General features: G+C 44.1%; 23 protein-coding genes. 9 read left to right on the forward strand and 14 right to left on the reverse strand.

Annotation, left to right across the window (positions count from 1 at the left end; translation table 11 throughout):
* Positions 1-22 precede the first annotated feature (22 nt).
* On the reverse strand, positions 23-898 hold the full coding sequence (locus tag JMX93_RS07455; protein WP_499204356.1) for an N-acetylmuramoyl-L-alanine amidase: 876 nt from the start codon (positions 896-898) through the stop codon (positions 23-25).
* A gap of 104 nt (positions 899-1,002) precedes the next feature.
* Between JMX93_RS07455 and JMX93_RS07460 the strand changes: the two genes are divergently transcribed.
* Entirely contained in the window at positions 1,003-1,431 is a 429-nt protein-coding gene (locus JMX93_RS07460) for a hypothetical protein (protein ID WP_499204357.1), read from the forward strand.
* Positions 1,432-1,457: 26 nt separating this feature from the next.
* Here JMX93_RS07460 and JMX93_RS07465 read toward each other — a convergent pair whose 3' ends face one another.
* The 6 genes from JMX93_RS07465 to JMX93_RS07490 all read right to left on the reverse strand — a co-directional run bounded on the left by JMX93_RS07465 (position 1,458) and on the right by JMX93_RS07490 (position 8,207).
* The gene (locus JMX93_RS07465) at positions 1,458-1,922 is read right to left on the reverse strand and encodes a hypothetical protein (protein WP_193012050.1); all 465 of its coding nucleotides are present in this window, start codon (positions 1,920-1,922) and stop codon (positions 1,458-1,460) included.
* A gap of 6 nt (positions 1,923-1,928) precedes the next feature.
* A complete protein-coding gene (locus tag JMX93_RS07470; protein WP_499204358.1) occupies positions 1,929-2,684 on the reverse strand; it encodes an MOSC domain-containing protein in 756 nt (251 codons plus the stop codon).
* A gap of 198 nt (positions 2,685-2,882) precedes the next feature.
* Positions 2,883-3,296 carry a ribosome silencing factor gene (rsfS, locus tag JMX93_RS07475; RefSeq protein WP_193012054.1) on the reverse strand — a complete coding sequence of 138 codons (414 nt, stop codon included), beginning with the start codon at positions 3,294-3,296 and terminating at the stop codon, positions 2,883-2,885.
* Positions 3,297-3,427: 131 nt separating this feature from the next.
* A complete protein-coding gene (locus JMX93_RS07480; protein WP_193012055.1) occupies positions 3,428-4,345 on the reverse strand; it encodes a nicotinate-nicotinamide nucleotide adenylyltransferase in 918 nt (305 codons plus the stop codon).
* 283 nt (positions 4,346-4,628) lie between these two features.
* A complete protein-coding gene (gene pta, locus JMX93_RS07485; RefSeq protein WP_193012057.1) occupies positions 4,629-6,785 on the reverse strand; it encodes a phosphate acetyltransferase in 2,157 nt (718 codons plus the stop codon).
* A gap of 189 nt (positions 6,786-6,974) precedes the next feature.
* Positions 6,975-8,207 (reverse strand): acetate/propionate family kinase, encoded by a 1,233-nt coding sequence (locus JMX93_RS07490; RefSeq protein ID WP_193012059.1) that lies wholly within the window; start codon positions 8,205-8,207, stop codon positions 6,975-6,977.
* A gap of 674 nt (positions 8,208-8,881) precedes the next feature.
* Between JMX93_RS07490 and lptM the strand changes: the two genes are divergently transcribed.
* The 4 genes from lptM to JMX93_RS07510 all read left to right on the forward strand — a co-directional run bounded on the left by lptM (position 8,882) and on the right by JMX93_RS07510 (position 12,820).
* Positions 8,882-9,172, forward strand: coding sequence for an LPS translocon maturation chaperone LptM (lptM, locus tag JMX93_RS07495; protein WP_443214930.1), 291 nt, complete (start codon positions 8,882-8,884; stop codon positions 9,170-9,172).
* Positions 9,173-9,265: 93 nt separating this feature from the next.
* Complete coding sequence (gene lysA, locus JMX93_RS07500) at positions 9,266-10,621, forward strand: diaminopimelate decarboxylase (protein ID WP_499204359.1); 1,356 nt, start codon at positions 9,266-9,268, stop codon at positions 10,619-10,621.
* A gap of 262 nt (positions 10,622-10,883) precedes the next feature.
* Entirely contained in the window at positions 10,884-11,771 is an 888-nt protein-coding gene (gene dapF, locus JMX93_RS07505) for a diaminopimelate epimerase (protein ID WP_198332221.1), read from the forward strand.
* Between the two features lie 14 nt (positions 11,772-11,785).
* Positions 11,786-12,820, forward strand: coding sequence for a tyrosine recombinase XerC (locus JMX93_RS07510; protein WP_499204360.1), 1,035 nt, complete (start codon positions 11,786-11,788; stop codon positions 12,818-12,820).
* 55 nt (positions 12,821-12,875) lie between these two features.
* Here JMX93_RS07510 and JMX93_RS07515 read toward each other — a convergent pair whose 3' ends face one another.
* Positions 12,876-13,775 carry a nitrilase-related carbon-nitrogen hydrolase gene (locus JMX93_RS07515; protein ID WP_193011311.1) on the reverse strand — a complete coding sequence of 300 codons (900 nt, stop codon included), beginning with the start codon at positions 13,773-13,775 and terminating at the stop codon, positions 12,876-12,878.
* 313 nt (positions 13,776-14,088) lie between these two features.
* Here JMX93_RS07515 and JMX93_RS07520 point away from each other — a divergent pair, with 313 nt between their 5' ends.
* Both JMX93_RS07520 and hpf read left to right on the forward strand, forming a co-directional pair.
* The gene (locus JMX93_RS07520; protein WP_443557525.1) at positions 14,089-15,744 is read left to right on the forward strand and encodes an RNA polymerase factor sigma-54; all 1,656 of its coding nucleotides are present in this window, start codon (positions 14,089-14,091) and stop codon (positions 15,742-15,744) included.
* A 428-nt stretch (positions 15,745-16,172) separates the two neighbouring features.
* A complete protein-coding gene (hpf, locus tag JMX93_RS07525) occupies positions 16,173-16,541 on the forward strand; it encodes a ribosome hibernation-promoting factor, HPF/YfiA family (RefSeq protein WP_045443369.1) in 369 nt (122 codons plus the stop codon).
* Positions 16,542-16,764: 223 nt separating this feature from the next.
* On the opposite strand, the gene thiS is transcribed toward hpf, so the two are convergent.
* The 4 genes from thiS to JMX93_RS07545 all read right to left on the reverse strand — a co-directional run bounded on the left by thiS (position 16,765) and on the right by JMX93_RS07545 (position 19,045).
* The gene (gene thiS / locus JMX93_RS07530) at positions 16,765-16,965 is read right to left on the reverse strand and encodes a sulfur carrier protein ThiS (RefSeq protein ID WP_193011308.1); all 201 of its coding nucleotides are present in this window, start codon (positions 16,963-16,965) and stop codon (positions 16,765-16,767) included.
* A 75-nt stretch (positions 16,966-17,040) separates the two neighbouring features.
* A complete protein-coding gene (locus JMX93_RS07535; protein WP_443214925.1) occupies positions 17,041-17,418 on the reverse strand; it encodes a DUF423 domain-containing protein in 378 nt (125 codons plus the stop codon).
* Positions 17,419-17,481: 63 nt separating this feature from the next.
* Positions 17,482-18,345, reverse strand: a complete 864-nt coding sequence (gene rpoH / locus JMX93_RS07540; protein ID WP_198332296.1) for an RNA polymerase sigma factor RpoH — start codon at positions 18,343-18,345, stop codon at positions 17,482-17,484.
* 241 nt (positions 18,346-18,586) lie between these two features.
* Positions 18,587-19,045, reverse strand: coding sequence for a sulfurtransferase TusA family protein (locus tag JMX93_RS07545; RefSeq protein WP_443214924.1), 459 nt, complete (start codon positions 19,043-19,045; stop codon positions 18,587-18,589).
* Between the two features lie 490 nt (positions 19,046-19,535).
* On the opposite strand from JMX93_RS07545, the gene JMX93_RS07550 reads away from it, so the two are divergent.
* Positions 19,536-21,203 (forward strand): M48 family metalloprotease, encoded by a 1,668-nt coding sequence (locus JMX93_RS07550; RefSeq protein ID WP_499204361.1) that lies wholly within the window; start codon positions 19,536-19,538, stop codon positions 21,201-21,203.
* A 47-nt stretch (positions 21,204-21,250) separates the two neighbouring features.
* Here the strand turns inward: JMX93_RS07550 and JMX93_RS07555 are convergent, their stop codons facing one another.
* Together JMX93_RS07555 and rpsU are read right to left on the reverse strand one after the other, a co-directional pair.
* Positions 21,251-21,700: a GatB/YqeY domain-containing protein gene (locus JMX93_RS07555; protein ID WP_193011303.1), complete on the reverse strand. Its 450-nt coding sequence runs from the start codon at positions 21,698-21,700 to the stop codon at positions 21,251-21,253.
* 144 nt (positions 21,701-21,844) lie between these two features.
* Positions 21,845-22,060, reverse strand: coding sequence for a 30S ribosomal protein S21 (gene rpsU / locus JMX93_RS07560; protein WP_010195908.1), 216 nt, complete (start codon positions 22,058-22,060; stop codon positions 21,845-21,847).
* 409 nt (positions 22,061-22,469) lie between these two features.
* Between rpsU and JMX93_RS07565 the strand changes: the two genes are divergently transcribed.
* Positions 22,470-22,847 (forward strand): hypothetical protein, encoded by a 378-nt coding sequence (locus JMX93_RS07565; RefSeq protein WP_443214923.1) that lies wholly within the window; start codon positions 22,470-22,472, stop codon positions 22,845-22,847.
* Positions 22,848-22,908: the final 61 nt, after the last annotated feature.

Consider the following 22,908-nt stretch of genomic DNA (forward strand, 5'->3'; position numbering starts at 1 on the left):
TGTTAATGGCTAATACCTAATTTTAGTAGAAGTCATCCCGACCTGCATACTTCATATTGAGCGCCTGCAGTATCACATAGGTCTCTGCATCCATATTACCCGTTGGATTAAGCGGCCTGAAATGCAACTGAAACGCATAGATGGCATCACGGCTGGGCTTGTCCCACGTATCAGTGTCATTGATTGGATAGCCATATTTGCGAAAGGCTTGCTTGATCTCCTGCACGCTTGGCGCGACCAAGGTACGCCGATTCATAATTTCTTGCTTGTCTGCCTCATCATACCAAGCGCCGATACCATACTCTTTATACAGTCGCTCCCACGGGAATTTGGCACCCGGGTCGATCTTGCGCGAGGGTGCCATGTCCGCATGACCGATGATGTTTTTTGGCGAGATATCATAGCGCGTGGCGATATCTTGCACCAGCTCTGCAACTTTCTTAATCTGCAATTCATCAAATGCCACATAATGATCATAAGGATGGTAATCCATATTGCCATTCTTTAGCGCGTCTCGATATTCAGGTTTAATTCCTGCGTTGACGATTTCGATACCGATAGAGGTATCGTTGAGGATAGTTCTACCTGAAAAGCCACCGTCGCCTGCATGCCACGCGCGCTCAGACTCTGGCACTAAGTTATAAATTTTATCATCGTCACTGTCCAAGACCAGATAGTGCGCGCTCACATTGCCCGTGGTCAATGTTTTGATTGAGCGCTCATTGTCTGAGACCGTATAGTGCAGGACGATGGTTTTGATGCGCTGGCTTTTGCCAGTCGATTGATAGGTGTCGCTGTCGACGCTGTAGTTTTTGGTCGTTGCCACTGGTGAGGTCGTGGTCACACAGCCAATCAAAGGCAGGGCTAAGCCAAGTGCTAAGAAGATGTTTTTTATCATGAAATGCTCTGTTTAGGAATGATAATATAAAATACGCTATAGTTTCTTATATTAAATTTGATAGCTATAAGATTATCTTTTAATTTAGTGAACTGGATTCAATTATGTCTATAAGTATAGAGAGCTTAGATTGCTGGGATTTAACTTGGTTTGCTTCTGATAAGGAAGGTAAATTAGCCGTATTCTTTAGCAATGGTACGACCTCGGTTTTGGTCAATAATATTCTAAAAGAGCAAAATTATGAGAACTGTTATGACTATTTTAACCGTCTAGAAGACAATGGTAGCATTGGTAGTTTTTGTATAGAACAGCAAGATGTATTTGTTAATAATACTAATCTTGAGGAATTTATTTTTTATACAAAAAAAGGGCTATATGTATATGATACTGATGATTTAACTCAGCCATATTATAGTTTAGTAGCTAAGCCTTCTGTCCCATTGCTAGTGAGCAATATTGATAAAAAAATGGTTAAAATTATCGAAAATTATCAATATGTTTTTTTAGATTCTATTAGAATTGAGCCTGTTTAAAGATAGAATAATAAACAGTTCTATTGTCACGGCTCATAGAAGGTTACTACAGGATAAAAACTTTCCCCTACAATCTCAACTATGAAATGTCTATTAGGATATTTTTTCATCAGATGATACTCCCAATTATGCTTTATAAGCTCTGCCACATTCATTATTGTTTCATTACTAGATCTATCAGCTGTATTAAAGAAAACATCGTCTACCATTAATCTGTTCATACTTTCCTGAGCTTCAACTTTGCTAGCCATGTTTGGCAAACCTTTATCATACATCTCACTGATTTCTTTCTCGTAGATACCTTCGATATTGAGTAAAATAATTCCTTTATATTCAAAAGTAATTGGCAACAAGATTGTTGATATTATCTCTATATCTTCAGGATAAATTTCTAAATTAATATAATTCCAAATATCAGTAGGCATATCGGAAGGGGAATTTTCAATCCAATTTACCCATTTTTTAAACTTCCAATTACTTATGTTTTTCATTGTCTTTTAACCTTTATAGATCTTCTTCCTAAGCATTACTTTCCAACTCTCTTCCAAGCACTCGATCGATAGCCATGGCTCAATAATCTCGGCGTCAAACTTTGCTTTTGAATTAGATAACTGCCAGAGTTTCTCTAACGTGGCAAATGGATAGGGACGTTTGACTAAGTAAACTGGCAAATCAGCGTTCATCATCCCATCACGCACCACTTGAAAATACCAGCCTGAGATACCTTGCTTGCTGACCCATGCCGCAATATTGGGCACTTTGGTAAACTGACCAATCTGATCGTTGATTTTGTAGCAGGGGCGGCGCGGTTGAACGATGCGTAGCTGAACGCTATCACCATCATTACTAGTGTCTTGTCCGTTTTCAAAATGTCCACCATATTGAAAAACGTCACCAATGCAAACCGTAGATTCGGTCATTTCTGGTAAACCGTTGACAGCTTCGGTCGTGAGGTTTTTGCCCAATGTACCGACGCGTACCTTTAGACTAAACGCTGCATTGATTTTTTCATAAGTGGCAGTTGGCAATTGATGCACGGCTTTGAGTGGGCCACCATGATGCTTACGATCGGCTTGCTCATCGGTGGTCAAACCCATAAAGTTGACGATGACGGGCGCTGAAATGGGCGCTTTGTCAATGGCGCTCATCTCTTCGCGAGTGAATGGCATTGCTTTGCCCGCGCGGACACATACTAAGTTGGCCACATGCAAGGGTAAGTTAAGTTCAGAATTTGAGCTGTGAGTAGCAGACATGGGCGATCCTTAGTAGTAGGCGAGCGCAGAACAGATTTTGAGCAGACGTAGTGATAAGGATGATAGCAATCTATCCAACCATTATCTATTCTAATGGGTACTTATCGTTGTAGATACCAGCAAATTATAGGCATAAAAAAAGACCAGAATAGTGATTCTGGTCTTTTTGGTCTGACAAGATCATTGTACGCAACAATCTTATTTGTTTTTATTGCGGCGACCAGCGGTTTTCTTTTCACGCGGTACAGCGACTAGCTCAGCCAATTGCTCAGGTGATGACCATAGGCCTTCTAAGTCGTAGAACTCACGGGCTTGTGGCGTCATTACATGCACGACGACCGCACCCAGATCAATCAATGTCCAGTCAGAGTCTATACCGCCTTCGCGACCAAGTGGCATAAAGCCCGCTTGCTTCGCTTCAGCGCCGACACTGTCAGCCATCGCGCGTACATGACGCTTAGAGGTACCGTCAGCGATAACGATGCGTTCGGTTACGTCAGTCAAATCTTCTACATTCATTACAGTGATGTTCTTCGCTTTCATATCGTCTAGAGCAGTCTCAACAACGGCTAAGCATTCTTTTAAGCGTTCTTCAGTCATGGTGTTGGTCATAAATTTTGATCTCTTGAATCGTCAATATTAAAAATAAAAAGGTAAAACGTCAATTTGTCTTATCCGACTCATCATATGTCGTCAGTCACGCATAGAGACAGGATAGGCAAAATGACAAAGATAAGGCGATTTTAACGGAATTGAGCAGCAGAATATAGCTGATGGGCGATAATATATTGATAAACAGCAGGATTTAGCCATTTAGCTAATGGATTGGGTGCAGTATCGCCTATGATATCATTTATTGGTGCTACAGATGTCATTTGCCTTGCAGCTGCGGGTATTATATTCGATCGATTTTCTGTTGGCTGCAACTGTTGGCGTATCTGTGTACTGGATATCGTGGCGATAGGACGCGAGTCTATATAAATGTGGCCTTGATGGGGGTTTTTCAAGAGACGGCTATCGGTCAGTGCTTGAGGCATAGGCTTTAATAAGTCAATAGGCGCATCGATGAGGAGAGGTTGCAGCTGTTCGGGCAACTGAGATTGTGAGTGAGTGTGCAAAACAGATAAATCCTGAGTCATTACCCCTTTATCAATAAAATTTTTATTCATATCAAAGATATTTTTATTCATATCAAAGTTGTTGTCACGATTAAAAATCCATAGACTGACGTAATCCGTAAGCTCTAAGCCATTTTTCCATTTGCTCAAACTCAGCGCGCTATCCATACCGATGATGAATATTAAACTGTCATGCGGATAACGTTGGCGCAACGTGCGTACACTATCGATGGTATAAACAGGCGGTGTTTGCCAGAGCTCAAGCTCACTAATTTGTAGCGGTGTATTCAGTGTTGCAAGCTTCAACATGGCCAGACGGTGTTTAGGGTCTGTACTTTTTTCTTTAAAGGGTGAGCGCGCATTAGGCAATAGTGACACGTGCAGCGCGCGCTGTTGCTGCTTGGCTATCGGTAGCAAATGCTGATAAACAGTCATCGCCATTTGTAGATGACCGTTATGTACAGGGTCAAATGAGCCGCCAAGATAAGCGCGAATGGCTGGCGCAGGTATATTTTCTTGAGGGTTTTTGCTGGTATTTGGCATAAATAAGTGCGTAAAAATGGATAAGATGCACGTTATCGTTGATGCATTTCACCCTTTTTTCAGCTGGCCTTTTTTAGGTTAAATGCTTCGATGATAGCGCTATTGTAGAGGGCAAGCGGGCATCTGTCATTAAAAGCACTGAAATACTAGGTGAAATGAGTACTTAATTATCCGTTATGAAAAATTTTCTAAAAAGTCATTTATAAACATAGCCAATAAAAAACCGACCATCATTTTGATAGTCGGTTACTTATAGCGCGGTGATTCATAGATTTTAACGCAATTAAATCGCGTCGCTATCGGCTTGAATAGCGGTAAGGGCGATGGTATAGATAATATCATCGACTAAGGCGCCACGAGACAAATCGTTTACTGGCTTATTTAGACCTTGCAGCATCGGGCCAACACTGACAACATTGGCACTACGTTGTACGGCTTTATAAGTGGTGTTGCCAGTATTGAGGTCTGGGAAAATAAAGACGTTTGCTTGCCCAGCAACAGGTGAGTCAGGCGCTTTTTGCTTGCCGACGCTCATGACAGAAGCGGCGTCATACTGTAGCGGTCCATCGACTTTTAGGTGTGGTGCACGTTCGCGGACGATTTGGGTCGCACGGGTGACTTTTTCGACATCCGCGCCAGTTCCTGATGAGCCTGTAGAATAGCTAATCATCGCGACTTTTGGATCGATACCAAAGGCGGCGGCAGACTGTGCTGATTGAATGGCAATTTCTGCTAGCTCTTCGGCATTCGGATCAGGATTGATGGCGCAGTCACCGTAGACAACCACTTGCTCAGGCAGCAGCATAAAAAATACTGACGACACAAGCGAGTATTGCGGTGCAGTCTTAATCAACTGAAACGCTGGACGGACGGTGTTGGCGGTGGTATGAATCGCGCCAGAAACTAGGCCGTCGACTTCGTCCATCTGTAGCATGGTTGTGCCTAGATATACGGTATCTTTTAAATATTCAGCAGCGACATCTGCACCAGTTTTGCCTTTACGGCGTTCGACCACTGCGGCGATATATTTGCTCATATCAAGCGTGTCAGGGTCGATGATTTCTAGACCTTCTGGCAACACTAAGTCGCGGTTCTTGGCGACTTGCTCGACATCAGAACGCTTAGCGAGCAGTACACAATTGGCAATACCACGGCTTTGACAGATACAAGCTGCTTCAACCGTACGTGGCTCAGAGCCCTCTGGTAGTACGATGCGTTTTTTGGCGTTTTGCGCTTTTTTAACCACTTGATGACGGAATGCAGACGGTGAGAGGCGCGGCTCATGATTTTGACTAAAATAGTCTTTGATCCAGCTAAGATCTAAATGGGCGGCGACATAACGAGCCACTTCTTCCGCACGCTCGGTATCATCGCTTGGAATCTCCGAGCTCATATGCATGAGGCTTTGTACGGTCTCATAGCTGTCGCTTTCGACACTCATGACAGGGATGCCTGTTTTGAGGGCAGATTGCCATAGCTCAGCGACTGTTGCACTCGGCTCGACGCCACCGGTTAATACCAATCCTGCCAGCGGGATACCATTGATACAAGCCAGTCCAGCCGCCAATAATAAATCATCACGGTCACCTGGGACGACGATAAGAGTGCCACGTTTAAACACCTCATCGACGCGTGCAACCGAGCGTGCGGTTAGGCTAATGCGGTTAATACGGCGTGACTTAGCTTCACCGACATTGAGCCATTTGGCATCAAGCTCAGTGGCGATATCCCACGTACGAGGCACCGACAGTGAATCACTGAATGGCACCACTCCGATTAAGCGAAACTGTTCGGTATTAAAATGTGGTGATAGACGTTGGACTTCTTGCATAAAGCCGTCATCCAAACTCACAACCGCTTCACCAGGGGCAACGATTTGATTTTCTAAGGTACTTTGCGTATTTGGCAAGTCATGTATACGCATCAAGATGCAGCCAAGTGTCCGATCACTTACCATGCCGCCAAACTCGCGGGCATGGACGTCAAGCTTGTCGGCCAGATAGGCAGGTTTACTGGTATCAGCAGTGCTGACAAAAACGATTTTGGCATCTAGCGCATGGGCAATTGCACGGTTGATTTGTGAGGCATAAGAAGTCTCAGTCGTTGGTACCAAGCCTTCGCAAATGACCACATCATAGTCATCGCCAAGGGTGTGATAATTGACGACCACTTCTTCCATTAAGTCATCAAGGTTGCCATCACCCAGCATGCGCTCGACGCGCTGGCGACTGATAGATTTAGGTGGGTTTAAGCCAAAAGCATGCATGGTTAAAGCGCTTGAGCTGTCTAAGCTGCGCTGCTTATCCAAGGTGTCGTCTTGCAAAAACGGCTTCATAAAGCCCGCTTTGATACCGTTGTAATCAAAAGCACGGATCAATCCAAGTGCTGCTGATGTCACGCCGATACCACGGCTAATGGGAACAAGTAAAATGGTTTGCATAAAGTATCCTACGGTTTATTATATTTTTAAAGCTCACTTCATCCTTGCTGGAATGAGTAAAACGTCGCGCTTCTCACCATATGCTTTTTATAAGAAGCGCTGTGCAGAAAAAACAACTCAAGACATATAATGAATAAAAGCTCATAAAACGACTAGAAGCTGATAAGCAACTTATAAAAAGTGTTGAGCTTAGAGTAAGCCCAATGCTTCACGTGTTTCTTGGGCAATGCGGCACTCTTCATCGGTTGGCACAACCCACAGCTCGATGCTGCTATCGTCTGCGTGGAAGCTGCCTTCGCTACCACCAAACAAGCTCGCATTTTTGTCAGCGTCTACTTTGATGCCAAAATGACGCATCACTTCTAAGATACTGGTACGGGTGGTGACTGAGTTTTCGCCGATACCACCCGTAAAGACAATGCCTGTGAATTCTGGCAGCGCGCAGCTTAAGCTGGCAAGATATTTACCGACGCGGTAACAGAACATCTCGATAGCGAGTTTGGCATCTGCGTGACCTTCGTTCGCCGCTTGTTCGACCGTACGTAAATCATTAGACAATCCTGAGACACCCAATAGACCACTTTCATTATTGAGCATGGCATCAATTTCTTCCAAGCTCATACCGAGCTGGCGCTTTAGGTGTATGTGTAGACTTGGGTCAACATCACCACTACGCGTACCCATCATGAGTCCCTCAAGCGGGGTTAGACCCATACTGGTATCGAAACTTTTGCCGTCATAAACGGCAGTTGCCGAGCAGCCATTACCCAGATGCGCTGTAAGCCAGCCATGTGGGCCTTTAGACTCAGTAATTTCACTGGCGCGCTCTGAGACATAGGCATGAGACGTACCATGAAAGCCATAACGGCGGATTTTATGTTCTTCGTACAGGGCTTTTGGTAGTGGGTAGCGAAAAGCAACGGGTGGCATGGTTTGGTGAAAGGCTGTATCAAAGACGACTACTTGAGGAATATCAGGATAAATCGCCTGTACCGCTTCGATACCTAAAGCATGAGCAGGGTTATGTAGGGGCGCGAGTATTTTTAAGCGTTTTACTTCGTCCAGTACATGCTCGTCGACACGAACCGCTTCAGAATACTCGCGGCCACCATGAACCACGCGATGACCAACGGCGATGAAATGATACTGTTCTAATAGCTCAAGAATTTTTTGTAGTGCTAACTGATGACGACCACCTGAGATAGAGATTTCCAGCTTATCACCATTTAATGTCGTGTGTTTGATACGAGCAGTATCGAGTCCTAAGTTTTCGGCCAAACCGGTGATACGAATAGAATTGTCTTCGCTAATCAGCGCGTATTTGATAGAAGAGGAACCGCAGTTGAGGACTAAAGTGGGATTGATTAGGTTTGATGTTTCGGTATTTTTGTCATCAAAAGTGGTGGTTAGGCTGGCGCTCATACTCTGTCCTTAGATTGTATTTTGTAAATGGTGACTCATCACAGACGAGTACCGGTTGAATAAACAAAAACCAGCCGCATCCATGCCGACATAGGTCAAGCAAGTATATTGCTGATTCTGGTCACTCTTGGGCTGGCACTATTGATAAGTGCTTGTTGAGTCGCATACTAGCGCCTCAACACAGTCGCAAGGTCTGAACATAATGTACCATAGTTTTATGGCTATACCACGATAACTATAAGGGTTAAATAGACAAAATGTCGTATATACAATACAAATGTACACTGAGTGTGGCTAGTGTTTGTCGGCTACTACAGCGAAATGTAATAGGTAATAATAAATTGTAAGCAAATTTGTCCAAGTAAATATAAGAGGCTATTTAACTATGATAGCGATACATTAAGACCATTAGTATCAACGCACGCTCAGTAAATGGCAGTCGCACAGCCTAGTAAAGCTTAGTAAAACCAAACCCGATCAAATTTATTGGGTATGGATATTCAGTATGCACACAGCATTATGTAATAATGCTATTATTCAAAGCAGTCATATTGTCATTTTTTAGCGATGGTGGTAGCTTTTATTTAGCTTTCTATAGGATTTGACCTATCGCTTTTATGACTCGTTCTTTTTATCATCCTCATGCCATTGCAAAGTTACAGGTCCTCTATTCTATGTTTACTATCAACCGCTTTTCAAAAACTGAGCACGCTAATGTCGCTGGTCTTGGCCACCGTGTTATCTCCACTTTTATCATCAGTGGGGTGGTTATGATGGGTTTGACGGGTTGCGGACAAAAAGGCAATCTGTACCTCACCGACGCTAGCAGCCAGACGGTTCAAGGAGCTACGGATACGGATAGCGCTGGCATACTGAGTAGTAGCCGCTCTACACAAGATGATAGTCATCAAGGAATGGATGAATTTAAGCTACCAGAACCCAGTGAAGACCCTAATGATTATTGATTTTGATTAAAAACTTAATGCCGTCAACGAGATTTCGGTGTGCACCCTAAGATTTTTTTAACTTTGTAACCTGATGAAATTAGAGATGTTTATATGAGTCATTCTGAGCAACAAATTGGCGAATCCGTCACGACCCAAACTGAACAAGGCTTGTATGTTAATCCTCAAGCTTTAACTGCCCATTTACCCGCGCTGCATTACCGCGATGGTGCATTGTATATGGAGCAGGTGAGTATTGATGACGTGGTTAAGCACTACGATACGCCGTGCTATGTCTACTCAAAACAAGCCATTTTGGATGTCTATCAAGCTTATACTGATAGTTTTGACAGTTTAACGCACCAGATTTGTTATGCCGTAAAAGCCAATTCTAATCTTGCGGTACTTGGTGTATTGGCGCAAGCAGGGGCAGGTTTTGACATCGTCTCTCGTGGCGAGTTGATGCGCGTATTGGCGGCAGGTGGTGACGCTTCACGTGTGGTGTTCTCAGGCGTGGGCAAGACTCATAGCGATATCGAATACGCCCTGACTCAAGGTATTGGTTGTTTTAACGTCGAGTCAATCAGCGAGCTGACTTTGATTAATGATGTGGCACAGAAATTGAATAAACCTGCGCCAATTTCACTACGGGTCAATCCTGATGTCGACGCCAAGACTCACCCGTATATTTCAACAGGCTTAAAAGACAATAAATTTGGTATCACTCACGAAGATGCGGTGGCCGTCTATGAGCAAGCGGCGCAATTATCGCATATCGATATCGTCGGTATTGACTGTCATATTGGCTCACAGTTGACAGAAGTTGAGCCATTTGTCGCGGCATTGGATAAAGTGATTGAGCTGATACACAACCTACGTGATAAAGGTATCGAGCTGCGTCATATCGATTTAGGCGGTGGTCTGGGTGTGCGTTATATTGATGAGACACCAGTATCTATCGATGAGTTTGCCCAAGCTTTATTACCGAAACTTAGCGAGCTTGGCTTAACGGTATTCTTTGAGCCGGGTCGAAGTGTCGTGGCAAATGCTGGGGTGTTATTGACCCAAGTCGATGTACTCAAACCAACTGAGCATAAGAATTTTGCCATTGTAGACGCGGCAATGAATGACTTGATTCGTCCGGCATTATATCAAGCTGAAATGGCCGTGATTCCTAGTGTCTTACCGGAGAATGGCATCGATACTGACGGCACGCAGCCATGGGATATTGTTGGCGCTATTTGCGAAACTGGTGATTTTTTAGCGAAAGACCGTTTATTATCGCTCGCAGCAGGCGATGTTTTAGCAATCACAGGCGCTGGTGCGTATGGCTTTACCATGAGTAGCAATTATAATTCACGCCCGCGTGCTAGTGAGGTAATGGTAGCCGATGATAGCCATCAACTGATTCGCAAACGTGAAACCATTGAAGCGCTATATGCAGACGAATTATTGTGGCAAGGTAAATAAATCGGTGACCAAGAGATTTAGCCATTTTTAGCCCATTTAGACGCTTTTGTTCAGATTGAGGACATGCGCTAGATAAAAAGCCCATTGTCTTTATGACGATGGGCTTTTTTATGGCATGCTCTAATACAAGATATCAGTTTGGTTGTACAAGATGGATTTAGCATCATGTTAACTTAATATTTGATAGCGGTGATAGTTATGATTGTATCTGACAGCGTGCTAATATAAGGCATACATAAAAATAGGATAGGATAACAAGGATATGCTAATAGAATTTACGAAGATGCATGGTCTGGGCAATGATTTTATGGTCATCGATTTGGTGACCCAGCGCTTAGAGTTAACCAAGGATTTGGTACAACTATTGGGTGACCGTCATTTGGGTATTGGCTTTGATCAACTGCTTGTCGTTGAGCCACCGATGCGTCCTGACGTTGATTTTAGTTATCGCATTTTTAATGCTGATGGGTCAGAGGTTGAGCAGTGTGGTAATGGCGCGCGCTGTTTTGCCCGTTTTGTGCAAGCACGTAAACTGTCATTTAAACAGCGCCTGCGCGTTGAGACGGCGAGCGGCATCATTTCATTGACTACTGATCGTTATGGCTGGGTCGAAGTCGATATGGGTAAGCCTAAGTTTGAACCAAGCGAGATTCCTTTTACCCCTAAAGCCACGACCAAAATTCAAAACGCCTATCATCTCGATGTAAATGGCACTCCTGTACAGCTTTATGTTGCCAATATGGGTAACCCGCATGCGGTTATCAAAGTTGATGACGTGCTCGATGCCGACGTTGAAACTTTAGGCAAAGCCATCGAATCGCATCCCGCCTTTCCCGACCGCGTCAATGTCGGCTTTATGCAAGTGATGAACCAGCGTCATATTCGTCTGCGTGTCTACGAGCGCGGTGTCGGTGAGACCCAAGCTTGTGGTACAGGTGCTTGTGCAGCAGTGGCCATCGGTATCCGTGAAGGCTGGCTCGATGAAGGCGAAGACGTGCGCGCGCAGCTTTATGGTGGCAGTATGATCATCAAATGGCAGCCGGGTTATTCAGTGATGATGACCGGTCCGACCGCCTTTGTTTACGAAGGCGTATTTAGCCCAGATGGTCTGATGGCGCAAGCGGGCATCAAGCCCAATCCAGAAGGATAATGGATAATAGGGCTATGTCCAATAAAAACAATCAGACGATAGAGCCTACATCAGATTCTGAGTCAAAATCATGGCTATCAGTCGAGCACGCCGCCGCTATAGAGTCGGATGCCGCGTTACGTGATTTGTTAGCGCCAGTGCATCGTTGGTTAAACATGCTGTCAGTGCGCAACCATTCACCGCATACGTTGACCGCTTATTTTGCAGGACTGAACCAATTGGCGCTGTTTTTACGTGGGAAACGCCTGACGTGGACGCGCTGCGATAAACGCCAATTAGCCCAGCACATTAGTCAACGCTTGGATGAAGATAAACTGGCACTTGCCAGCGTCCAGCAAGAGCTGTCAGCCATTCGTCATTTTTATGGTTGGCTGATAGAAGAAGATTTAGCACGTATTAATCCAACGACCGGCTATCAGCTTAAACGTAGTCCTCGACCGCTGCCGTCTATCGCTGATGTGGATTTGCTCACTCAGCTGCTTGACCAAGAGATGCCTGACACACCCGAACAAGCGCGCCTATGGCTACGTGATAAAGCGATGTTTGAATTGCTTTATAGCAGCGGTCTGCGCGTAGGTGAGTTGGTCGCGTTGGATATGGCTGATGTGGATTTGTCAGACCTGCGCGTGCGCGTGACAGGTAAAGGCAATAAAACGCGTTTGGTGCCATTAGGTGTCAAGGCAGCAGAAGCGATTAGCCGTTATCTACCGCATCGTAATCTGTGGGTGGAGCAAATGGACAGCGCACTATTTATTAGTGAAAAACTAGGTACACGTTTATCAACACGGGCAGTGCAGCAGCGTCTTAAAGTTGCGGCTACGCGTGCTGGCATCGCACAAAATATGTATCCGCATCTATTGCGTCATTGTTTTGCCTCGCACATGCTATCGGGTAGTGGTGATTTGCGCGCGGTGCAAGAAATGCTTGGGCATAGTGATATCAGTACCACGCAAATTTATACCCATGTCGATTTTGCTAAACTCACGCAAGTCTATGATCGCGCCCATCCGCGTGCGACTCATACACGGACTGAAAAAAATACCAACTAACACTCAATACTCAATACTCAATACTCAATACTTAATATTCAGTATTGAAACTGACTTACGCCAAACGATGACAGTCAAAAATGGGCATTTTTTGGCGGCCTTGCTGTTGAGTCTGTTTATCCAATGATGCCAATACCATGGCATAATCTTGGTTTTTTTCGTTACCCGTGGTTTTATCTAGTGCACTCGCATCATAGCTGTTAATAATCGTGCCATCAAAAGCCGTGATGGTGGTATGTCCCCACGTTTGACGGATATCACCGTTTTTATAAACATGGTCGCCGCCTTGTGCTGCGCCAATGACCATGCACTGACTGTCTAAAGCACGTGCGCGAAGTAACAGCGACCAGTGTGCTTGACCCGTTAAATAAGTAAATGCCGATGGCGCACTTAATAGATCAGCGCCTGCTTGGCGTAAGCGCTGTACCAATGCGGGAAAACGCAAATCAAAACACACCATCATGCCCAGTTGATAGGCAGCATTATTACTCTCTAACGCTGCAATCACAGTTTGTGTGCCGGGCTCAAAAGTGGCTGCTTCATTATAGCTGCCTTGTTTATCTGCTACCGTCGCCGTGAATAGATGAATTTTGTCATAGCGTGCCACTTGTGTGCCATCAGGGGCAAATAGCTGACTGACTTGGCGCAGTCTGCCATCAGGAACGATAACGCCATCAGGGCGATAAAAGCAGGGCAGTGAGCCTGCTAGCACATAGACACCGTAAGTACTGGCATAGTTTGCTATCGTCGCTGATAGCGCATCAAAACGCTCTGCGGTGGCAAATTGCTCGCCCATGCTACAGCAATTTTCTGGTAAGACGACAAGATGGGCACCTTGATGACTGGCATCGCTGATGGCAGCTTTTATAGCTGCTAGGTTTTTTTCGATGTCTTGCTGGCTATTCATTTGAATCGCAGCAGTGATAAGGTGCGGTTTATTTACTTGGTCATTCATCGTATTATTCTCGGTTAATGTTAAGAGTGGTTCAATTGGCTCGAAGGTTTAGTGTCATTTACCTTGTATTTTTTATATAGCCTTATTATGATCAACAAGATTTGGTTGTTTATTCTTTAGTGGTTCATGCTAAAACGGTCAAATTTATAGGGTTTTATAAGTAGAGAGTAATAAGCGTATTGGGCCGTCTATAAATTATCATAGCAAAATTGCCACGAAAAATGCTATCGTCATGTCCTGATAACGTTAAATCGCTACTTTAAGTGGCAACATATATAGACTATCACCAGTATCGGAGTGTAATAAGCCACCCATGAGTATGTCTTTCGGATTGGCGACCACGCTGAGCACCTCACAAAAACTGACCCCGCAAATGCAGCAAGCCATTAAATTGCTGCAACTCTCTAGTCTTGAGCTTGCGCAAGAAGTTCAGGCCAAGCTGGATAGTAATCCATTGCTTGAACGTATTGAGGATGATGAAGATGAGTACGAGTATGGCAGCGGCGATAGAGTAGATGAGTCATTGACACTTGATAGCTGGAACCAGAGTACTGGTACTGATTCATTTAGTGCAACCTCTGAGAGTAATAGCCACAACTCTGAAAGTGATGAGGATTTTAGTGATAGCTTAGATAAATTACAGCAAGCCAGTATAGATGGTGACGCGGTAGACCATTATTCGATGGACAGCGATGATGATAGTCGTTTTGAAACCAGTAGTTATGCGTCTGCCGCGACAAGCCTAGGTAGTCGTTCAAATCAGGGAGATGACGATGATTTTGATAGTTATCAAGGCGGCACTTCCGCCACTATACAAGATCACGTACGCTGGCAGCTGAACTTTAAGCATCTTTCAGAAGCGGACATGTTGATCGCAACCTATCTGATAGATTCTATGGATGACATGGGTTTTGTGCGGCTTGATATTGATGAGCTGTTGCAAAGCTTCGATACCATGGCAAGTTTTTATCAATGGGACGAATCTGTTGAGCACGATGAAGTCATGGCCGTCCTACGTATTATTCAATCTTGCGATCCGCTGGGTGTGGGTGCGCGAAATCTCAGTGAATGCCTAGCGATTCAGTTATCCAAGCTCGATGCGAATACTGACTATCTAAAAGAAGCGCAAGCATTATTGTCAGCCAGCGAGCATTTGGTGAGCAATAACATCAAAGCGCTGACTGAGCGGACTGGACTCGCGCCTGAACAGATTACCCCCGCACTTAACTTGCTACGCACCTTGAATCCGTCACCTGGTTTGTTATTCCAAAGTAGCCAGCCTGATTATATGCAATCTTCAGAAAGCTATGATATTCCAGATGTGTTGGTTACGCCTATACGTCGTCATCATAGTCGTACGAGTTCAGAAACATCGGCGCAAGAGGACAGCTGGTATGTGCGCCTCAATCCTGACACCATGCCAAAGCTAAGAGTCAATCAAGAATATGCCAACTTGGTGAAGCGCGGTGATGACAGTCCCGACAATCAATATCTGCGTGAGAACCTCACCGATGCGAGATTGTTTATTCGTAGTATTGAAGAGCGCAATCAAAACCTATTAAAAGTAGCGACCAGTATTGTGCGTTATCAGCAAGAGTTTTTGCAGCATGGCGCGACTGCCATGCAACCGCTCATCTTAAAAGCCATTGCTGAAGAAGTTGATTTGCATGAATCTACCGTCTCGCGTCTAACCACCAGTAAAACAATTTTGACACCGCAGGGATTGTTTTCACTCAAGCATTTCTTTTCATCTCACGTCAGTAGTACCGACGGCGATATTTCATCAACGGCCATTAGCGCCATGATTAAGCAACTAGTAGCCAATGAAGATGCCAAAAAGCCATTATCTGACAGTCGCATAAAAGATTGTTTATTCTCCGAAGGTATCGATATCGCCAGAAGAACCGTGGCCAAATATCGTGAAGCAATGAATATTGGTTCGTCTACTCAGCGTAAACAGAAGTATTAAATGTCACAATTCAATGAGTTAGCAGAAGGGTAATGCTGTTGTTAGTATGTTTTTTAGAAGATATAAAAAATAAAATTTTTTGATTATATAGAAACATTGAGGAAACAACCGTTTTTATTACATTTAATTACAATTTACTGTCTTGCTACTATTCGATATTCATGACAAATTAGAGTCATACCAACAACGAAATCCAAGTGTCGATCTAGCGTATTTACTTATATCATTAGTCAAAATGACGACACAAGGACACGTTCAATTTTTGCTAACAGTATCGATTATTAAAGGCGCTGATTAATAAAGACACACCATTCATTGTTGGTAAGGCAGGGTGAAAAAGCAGGAATGCTGGCTCATCTGTTGATTTTAAGTAACAACGCAAGCAACAACGTAGGCAACAATGTAAGTCATAATAAAAGGACAATAATATGAATGTTTCTATCAGTGGTCACCATATCAGTGTTACCGACGCTATGAACGCAGCTGTTCAAGAAAAACTTGATAAAATTGGTCGTCATTTTGATCAAATACAAAGTATTCAAGTCATTTTATCATTAGATAACAGCGGTGCTATAAAGAGCCATAAGGCTGAAGCGATTATGCGAGTCTCGGGTAAAGAGATGTTTGTCCAAGCGCTTGACGATGATATGTATAAAGCCATTAACGAGATGGCAGACAAACTCGATAGACAAGTACGCAAGTACAAAACCAAGTTGGAGAGCAAAAAGACTCAGGGTGCTGGGCGTGATGGACGCTATGAAGAGCTGATGACAGACGATGCTGCTCCAGCAGTTTAATGTTATAGAGTTTAGGATATTTAAAGGTTAATGATTACTGGCTGATGAAATAATAAATAGTATAAATAGCCGCATTTTTAGATATCTCTAAATGACATTGCCTAAAACGGAAAAAGACCTCGAACGCTTGCTACGTTGAGGTCTTTTTTATGAGCAGTTATTTCTTTTAAACTTATTTTTAAACACATTTATTTTCAAATCAACAGCTCATCATTTTAGCTAATTAGCCACCACCGACCGCTTGTACCACTTCGATATTCATACCTTCAGTGATACTTAATTGGGCAAGCTCACTCTTTGGAATCAGCTCGCCATCGACTTCTACTGCGTAACGACCTTGGCTAAGGCCAAGCTCATTGATAACCAATTGCACAGTCTGATGGGTAGTCTGTAATTTCTTACCATTCACGATAATGGTACTCATAAAGTATACTCCCTAATGATTTTAGATCCTTCTATGCGTACTAGAGTGTAGCTTACTTATTGTCTGTTCGACTGACTATTTTGCGACCAAATTGTTCATCTTGAATGCTGAAACCGCTAACCATAGCCAACCTGCAATCATTAGCACACCGCCGATAGGGGTAATCGCGCCGAACCAAAGTGGTGCACCAAGTGTCATTGCATATAGGCTACCAGAAAATATTATAACGCCAATTTGTAATAGCCATGCGGTGGTTTGCGTGAGATATTTTAGGCGAATTAATAGACCAACCATTAATAAACCCAGCGCATGTATAAATAAATATAATGTTGCAGTATGCCACCATTCGAGTTGTTGCGAACTGGCGATATTTTTTAAGCCATGCGCCCCAAATGCTCCTAAAGCGACGGCAATGGCCATATTGATCGCCGCAATACCTATCCAATTTAACATGACAAACTCGTATTATTTAAAAACTACCGCTGTTGAAAGACAAGTACTATTGACAGGTAATCGCTACTGAATATCATCTGGCAAAATAACGCTATCAATGGTCATTGCCTCACGGATTTTGTCCATGGCATTTTTTTCGATTTGGCGTACGCGTTCTGCTGAGATAGAGTAGACGGCTGCCAATTCGTGTAAGGTTGATTTCTGCTCAGAGAGCCAGCGCTGCTCCACGATATCGCGTGAGCGCTCATCAAGGGTATCCATTGCCGCGATCAATGCAGATGAATTGTTTTCTTCCCAATCTTCCTCCTCTAATTGCTCGGCAGGATCGATACCATCTTCTAAAAATAGCTGCGGTGCATAACGTCCATCGTCATCATCGCTAGATTGCGCTTCAAACGAGGCGTCATAAGAGGTAAGCCGCGACTCCATTTCTAACACTTGCTTGCGTGTGACATTTAAGTCCTTAGCAATGGCATCAGCCTCTTCTAGTGTTAGCTGATTGTTGGTTTTTTTGAGACTACGCAAGTTAAAGAACAGCTTGCGGTGTGCTTTAGTGGTCGCAACTTTGACAATGCGCCAGTTACGAATCACAAATTCATGGATTTCTGCTTTAATCCAATGCACGGCAAAAGAAACCAAGCGCACACCTTTGTTGGGGTCGAAGCGTTTTACCGCCTTCATTAGCCCCAGATTGCCTTCCTGAATTAAATCTGCTTGCGGTAGGCCATAGCCTGAGTAGCTGCGGGCAATGTGAATCACAAAACGCAGGTGCGACATCACGAGCAGACGCGCCGCTTCCACATCACCTTCATCATAATAGCGATGTGCCAGCTCTTGCTCTTGAATCGGTGTCAAAATTGGGATTTGGTGCACAGTATTGATATAGGCACCCAAATTGACTCCAGGCGCTGACAAATGAGTCGGCATCGCTGGCACTAAGTCACGGGTGCTAGTCTCGCCTAAGGCACTGGCATCATAAGGTGGACGTTGTGCGGCAGCTTTTAATGCGGCATCACGTGCTTCGTTTTTTATAGGAGCTGCTTCATCTTTTTTATTCGTTTTTGCAGTATCAGTAGAATTATTAGCCATATTCTTGACCTTGATTAAATAGTGACGCAAAGAGTCAGATAAAAATCTTTATAGTTGTAATTGTAAAGGATAGCGACGCTTAGTTGCTATCAGTTTTGGTAATGATGAAGTGATATATTGTATCGAAACGCTGTGCTGATAAGCTATCCTCTGATGGCTGGCCAGTAATGCTACTAACGATTAATCGCAATTGATTTGCAGCATCTGCTTGCTGGCTTTGTCGACAAAAAGCTGTGATATCCGCTTGTGAGTTGGCATCAGTTGCGACCACGTATAACGACTCGCCAGCTGCGACGTCACGTAATGCCACTTTGGTTTTTAACAGCGGCATTGGACAAGAAAGTCCGCGGCCATCGACGAAACGCTTGATATGAACGATAGGCTGCGTTTCATTCGCTTTATCATCTGTATGAACAGTATGCGCTGGTAACAAGTCTAACAGGTTGTTGATGTCTTGCTGTTCAGTATCAGGAAAATTTGCTGATAAGCTTATAGAGTAAGGTGCATATACGGTGGTTGACTGACTATCAGCAGACATAAAATAAACCTTATAAATATTTGGGTTCGTACTAGGGCGTGTTAAACATTCGCAAATTCGCACTGACGGTGATTGTTATTCATAAACGACACTTGGCAGTGATCAGGCCCTATAGTCATGAAATGCCATTATACCAAATAGCCCGTGTGCAATTGCAGTTGAATATAGTCAACGCCACATTCGGTTCATTAGAATCACATGTAGTCTGTGCAAGATAATTTGGATACAAGGAAGGCGAGCAAAAGGACTATAAATAGTAGACTGAGCGCGCCTGAGACCATATCTATTTTATATGGGATTGGCTGAAGCCATGTTGCACAATAGTGACGGACAGCTGAGTTATTGGTAGTCGAATACAGACTAGAATTGACCTTATATCAGCAAGCTCGTATAGTCGAGAAGACGTTGTCATTACTCACTTGAGGATACGCCCTTGCCCCAGTTTAATAGGTCCCACTCTAATAGGCAGTTGATGCTTGATAGAGCACTTATGAATCAGTTGAATACCTATGTGATCGCCCATTATTCGCAAGGGATCAAGTCGCCCGTGTGCCCGCGAAAACAGAGCGGTTTTTCTATTGCAGTGTCGAGCACGCTTAGAGTGGGAATGTCAGCTGTCTTATTGGCACTGACGACAGCGGCCAATAGCAGTTATGGCAATAGTAGCAATAGCCAAGCGATGGCATCCAATTATAACTCATGGCAAGCCACCGGCTCAGAAGAGCTAGATTTGCCCAACTTGCGCGGACAAGGCTTGAGCTTCGCTGAGCAATATCAAAACAAACTGCTCGGCGAATGGTCGTTACGGAACGTCAATGGTCGCATCAAAATGGAGCATGATCCTTGGATTCAAGAAACGGTCAAAGACATGACTTGGCGTCTCAATGCGCAAGCAAGGCAACAAGCGCCCATGGGTTTGGTTATCATTGATAATCCAAGTATCAATGCCTTTGCAGCACCAGGCGGTGTTATTGGTCTCAATACAGGGACGATATTGGCCGCTAGTAGTATGGATGAGCTTGCCAGTGTAGTGGCTCATGAAGTTGCTCACATCAGTCAGCGCCATTACGAGAGTGGTGCTGATGAGCGCAAAAAAGCCTTGCTGATGCAGATAGGCGGTATGCTGGCGGCGATTGCAGCCTCAGCAGTCGATGGTGATGCCGCGGCGGCAGTCATGATGGGCAGCCAAACTGCAACGATGAATAGCAGCATGGCGTTTAGTCGAAATAATGAGCGCGAGGCCGATCGGGTGGGCATGCAAATCATGACCCAAGCGGGCTATGACCCAAGGGCGATGCCGCGATTTTTTGCCACGATGAATCAACGCAGCCAGCTCAATCAAATTGAAAATCGGTTTTTACCAAGCTTTGTACGCTCGCATCCATTGAGTAATGAGCGCTTAAGTGAAGCACAAAGTCGAGCCCAGCATTATCCTTCATTGTCACTAAACCAGCAGCAGCGACATCAGGCTTTATTTGATTTGCTCTACTGGCGTGTTCAGAGTACAGGTAAACATGCCTCAGAGACAGTGCTAATGACGGCTGCTAAAAATAGCGTAGGAGCCAAATTGGCTCTGATGAATTGGTATGGCGAACAGCAACGCTTTACAGAGGCAAGCGAGGTGCTGGCTGAGATTAATCGATTAACGCCTACGCAGCGTCAAAATTTAGAGCCTTTGCTATCGATTACTCATAGCCAAATTCTAACGGAACAGAATAAATGGTCACAAGCAGCCGACGTATTAGCCAGCCAGCAGCGCCTGTATCCTGAGCGTCGTGACCTGCGTCTTTATTTAGCAGAAGCGCTCACCAATAGCAATCAGCCAATCAAAGCCCAAGCCTTGCTCAAACCCCTGACCGAGCAGCAGCCAAGCGATCGTTATGCGTGGCAAAGCTTGCAATTGGCCAATGAAAAACTGGCAAAAACGACCGATTCTGCGTCCCTGAAAAATATTGCCACCATTAACGCGCTACGCTATCGCAGTCATGACCAGCTGTGGAGTAGTCGTTACGAAAGTGCATTGACGTCGCTCACGCAAGCCAAACAATTGACGGAAAAACTACAAACCACGGCCCAAGCCAGTAGCGCCCGTCCATTACTTGCCAATATTAATGCAGAAATTAAAGCAGTAAAAACCGCCAAAGACTTTGAGCCTTAGGCGGTTATAGTTACGATGTTTTCATTAGCTTTCGATGACACTATGTACTAGCCTTGCAGCGCATCTTTTACTAGCTTAGAGATAAGAGCGGGGTCTGCGCGTCCTGCGGTTTTGTTCTTTAATACACCCATCACACTGCCCATATCACGCATAGACGTTGCGCCTTGTGCAGCGACTTCTGCATTGACCAAGGCCGCAAGTTCAGCATCATCCATTTGTTTTGGCATAAACTCATTGATGATATCAATTTCAAACTGCTCTTTGGTTGCCAGATCATCGCGACCGTTTTCGGTAAAAATAGTCAATGACTCATGGCGTTGTTTGAGCTGTTTTTGCAATATCTCTAATACTTGCGCATCATCAAGCTCTATTTGACGGTCAATCTCAATTTGCTTGATAACTGCTTGCACGTTGCGTAAGACTTTAACGCGTTCAAGCTCACGCGCTTTCATAGAAACTTTGACATTGTCTGATAAAGTTTGTTTAAGTTGGCTCATTGTTATTATCCTTATTTGTTAAGAGGTATTTATTCAAATTTTTAAGCAATAATAATAAAAATTGTAGCATAAAAAACGCCACTGATATCAATGGATAACAGTGGCGTTAATGTAGCACTTGTACTTAGCTAATCGACTTATCGATTAGTACATACGAGTAGTACGAATAGTTTCGCGTTGTAATTTTTTCTTATAACGCTTTACGGCAGCAGCTTTTTTACGCTTACGTACTTGCGTTGGTTTTTCATAAAACTCACGCTTACGTACGTCTGATAATACGCCAGCTTTTTCACAAGCACGCTTGAAACGACGGATAGCGATGTCGACTGGTTCGTTTTCTTTAACCTTAACTGCAGGCATGAAGACTCCTCGATTAGGATGAGATATAAGGGCATTAGTTTGGCTGTGTATTAGTATTTAGCCGTAATATCTCAAGATTACAGGCATCAGCTCAAACTAGGATAATCTTGCGCACGAGCACAAGGGCAGGTATTTTAATAAAAAATAGCAATAAAGTCAATGATTTTAGCACATTAATCCATATTTATCATTAAGTTGCAAGGTACAAAGCGGAGAGATAGTTAGAAAAGTGGTTAGGATGCATGTTTTTGCTCCAGCTTCAATGAACCTATAAATACAAAGTATAAAATTACTATAAATAAAAAACCCTACTGTCTATAACGGTTTGGCTGGAGTTTATGCTATGATAATTTGCATATAATAGTCAGCATATTAACCATTTTATGTGCATTTTATTGAGGATGTTGGAATGAAAAAAACAGTATTGAACACGGTTTTGAGCACGGCACTTATCATGGCTTTGGGTGTTAGCGTGAGCGCTTGTGGTGGCGGGGAAGAGCATGAAGTATTGGCAAAAGATCGCGTTGATGAAGCCGCTGAACTTGCGCTTAAAAACGGACCGCCAGCCGAAGAGATGGAGTTCCCAGAAACGGCTCCAGCCCCAGTAACTGAAGCTGCTGGCAGCGTAGATGGCGCTGCAACTGCTGAAGCAGGTACGACTGCTACGGATATGCCAGATGCAACGGCCAATGCGGATACTGATGTGGCTGTCGCTGATAGTGCAGAGATGCCAGCTGCTGATGCGGCGGCAACGCCTACTGCTGACGCTGAACCAGCTACGAACTAATAACGGTTTGTGTTTTGATACGTTTTAAATTTATGCGCTGTCATAAACAGTCATCAACATG

This window comes from Psychrobacter muriicola 2pS (assembly GCF_904846535.1).
Lineage (GTDB): Bacteria > Pseudomonadota > Gammaproteobacteria > Pseudomonadales > Moraxellaceae > Psychrobacter > Psychrobacter aquimaris.

Bases quoted from the DNA above. Each gene is read 5' to 3' on its own strand.
- JMX93_RS07455 (WP_499204356.1), bottom strand. From the start codon at position 898: ATGATAAAAAACATCTTCTTAGCACTTGGCTTAGCCCTGCCTTTGATT.
- JMX93_RS07460 (WP_499204357.1), top strand. From the start codon at position 1,003: ATGTCTATAAGTATAGAGAGCTTAGATTGCTGGGATTTAACTTGGTTT.
- JMX93_RS07465 (WP_193012050.1), bottom strand. From the start codon at position 1,922: ATGAAAAACATAAGTAATTGGAAGTTTAAAAAATGGGTAAATTGGATT.
- JMX93_RS07470 (WP_499204358.1), bottom strand. From the start codon at position 2,684: ATGTCTGCTACTCACAGCTCAAATTCTGAACTTAACTTACCCTTGCAT.
- rsfS (WP_193012054.1), bottom strand. From the start codon at position 3,296: ATGACCAACACCATGACTGAAGAACGCTTAAAAGAATGCTTAGCCGTT.
- JMX93_RS07480 (WP_193012055.1), bottom strand. From the start codon at position 4,345: ATGCCAAATACCAGCAAAAACCCTCAAGAAAATATACCTGCGCCAGCC.
- pta (WP_193012057.1), bottom strand. From the start codon at position 6,785: ATGCAAACCATTTTACTTGTTCCCATTAGCCGTGGTATCGGCGTGACA.
- JMX93_RS07490 (WP_193012059.1), bottom strand. From the start codon at position 8,207: ATGAGCGCCAGCCTAACCACCACTTTTGATGACAAAAATACCGAAACA.
- lptM (WP_443214930.1), top strand. From the start codon at position 8,882: ATGTTTACTATCAACCGCTTTTCAAAAACTGAGCACGCTAATGTCGCT.
- lysA (WP_499204359.1), top strand. From the start codon at position 9,266: ATGAGTCATTCTGAGCAACAAATTGGCGAATCCGTCACGACCCAAACT.
- dapF (WP_198332221.1), top strand. From the start codon at position 10,884: ATGCTAATAGAATTTACGAAGATGCATGGTCTGGGCAATGATTTTATG.
- JMX93_RS07510 (WP_499204360.1), top strand. From the start codon at position 11,786: ATGTCCAATAAAAACAATCAGACGATAGAGCCTACATCAGATTCTGAG.
- JMX93_RS07515 (WP_193011311.1), bottom strand. From the start codon at position 13,775: ATGAATGACCAAGTAAATAAACCGCACCTTATCACTGCTGCGATTCAA.
- JMX93_RS07520 (WP_443557525.1), top strand. From the start codon at position 14,089: ATGAGTATGTCTTTCGGATTGGCGACCACGCTGAGCACCTCACAAAAA.
- hpf (WP_045443369.1), top strand. From the start codon at position 16,173: ATGAATGTTTCTATCAGTGGTCACCATATCAGTGTTACCGACGCTATG.
- thiS (WP_193011308.1), bottom strand. From the start codon at position 16,965: ATGAGTACCATTATCGTGAATGGTAAGAAATTACAGACTACCCATCAG.
- JMX93_RS07535 (WP_443214925.1), bottom strand. From the start codon at position 17,418: ATGTTAAATTGGATAGGTATTGCGGCGATCAATATGGCCATTGCCGTC.
- rpoH (WP_198332296.1), bottom strand. From the start codon at position 18,345: ATGCCGACTCATTTGTCAGCGCCTGGAGTCAATTTGGGTGCCTATATC.
- JMX93_RS07545 (WP_443214924.1), bottom strand. From the start codon at position 19,045: ATGTCTGCTGATAGTCAGTCAACCACCGTATATGCACCTTACTCTATA.
- JMX93_RS07550 (WP_499204361.1), top strand. From the start codon at position 19,536: ATGAATCAGTTGAATACCTATGTGATCGCCCATTATTCGCAAGGGATC.
- JMX93_RS07555 (WP_193011303.1), bottom strand. From the start codon at position 21,700: ATGAGCCAACTTAAACAAACTTTATCAGACAATGTCAAAGTTTCTATG.
- rpsU (WP_010195908.1), bottom strand. From the start codon at position 22,060: ATGCCTGCAGTTAAGGTTAAAGAAAACGAACCAGTCGACATCGCTATC.
- JMX93_RS07565 (WP_443214923.1), top strand. From the start codon at position 22,470: ATGAAAAAAACAGTATTGAACACGGTTTTGAGCACGGCACTTATCATG.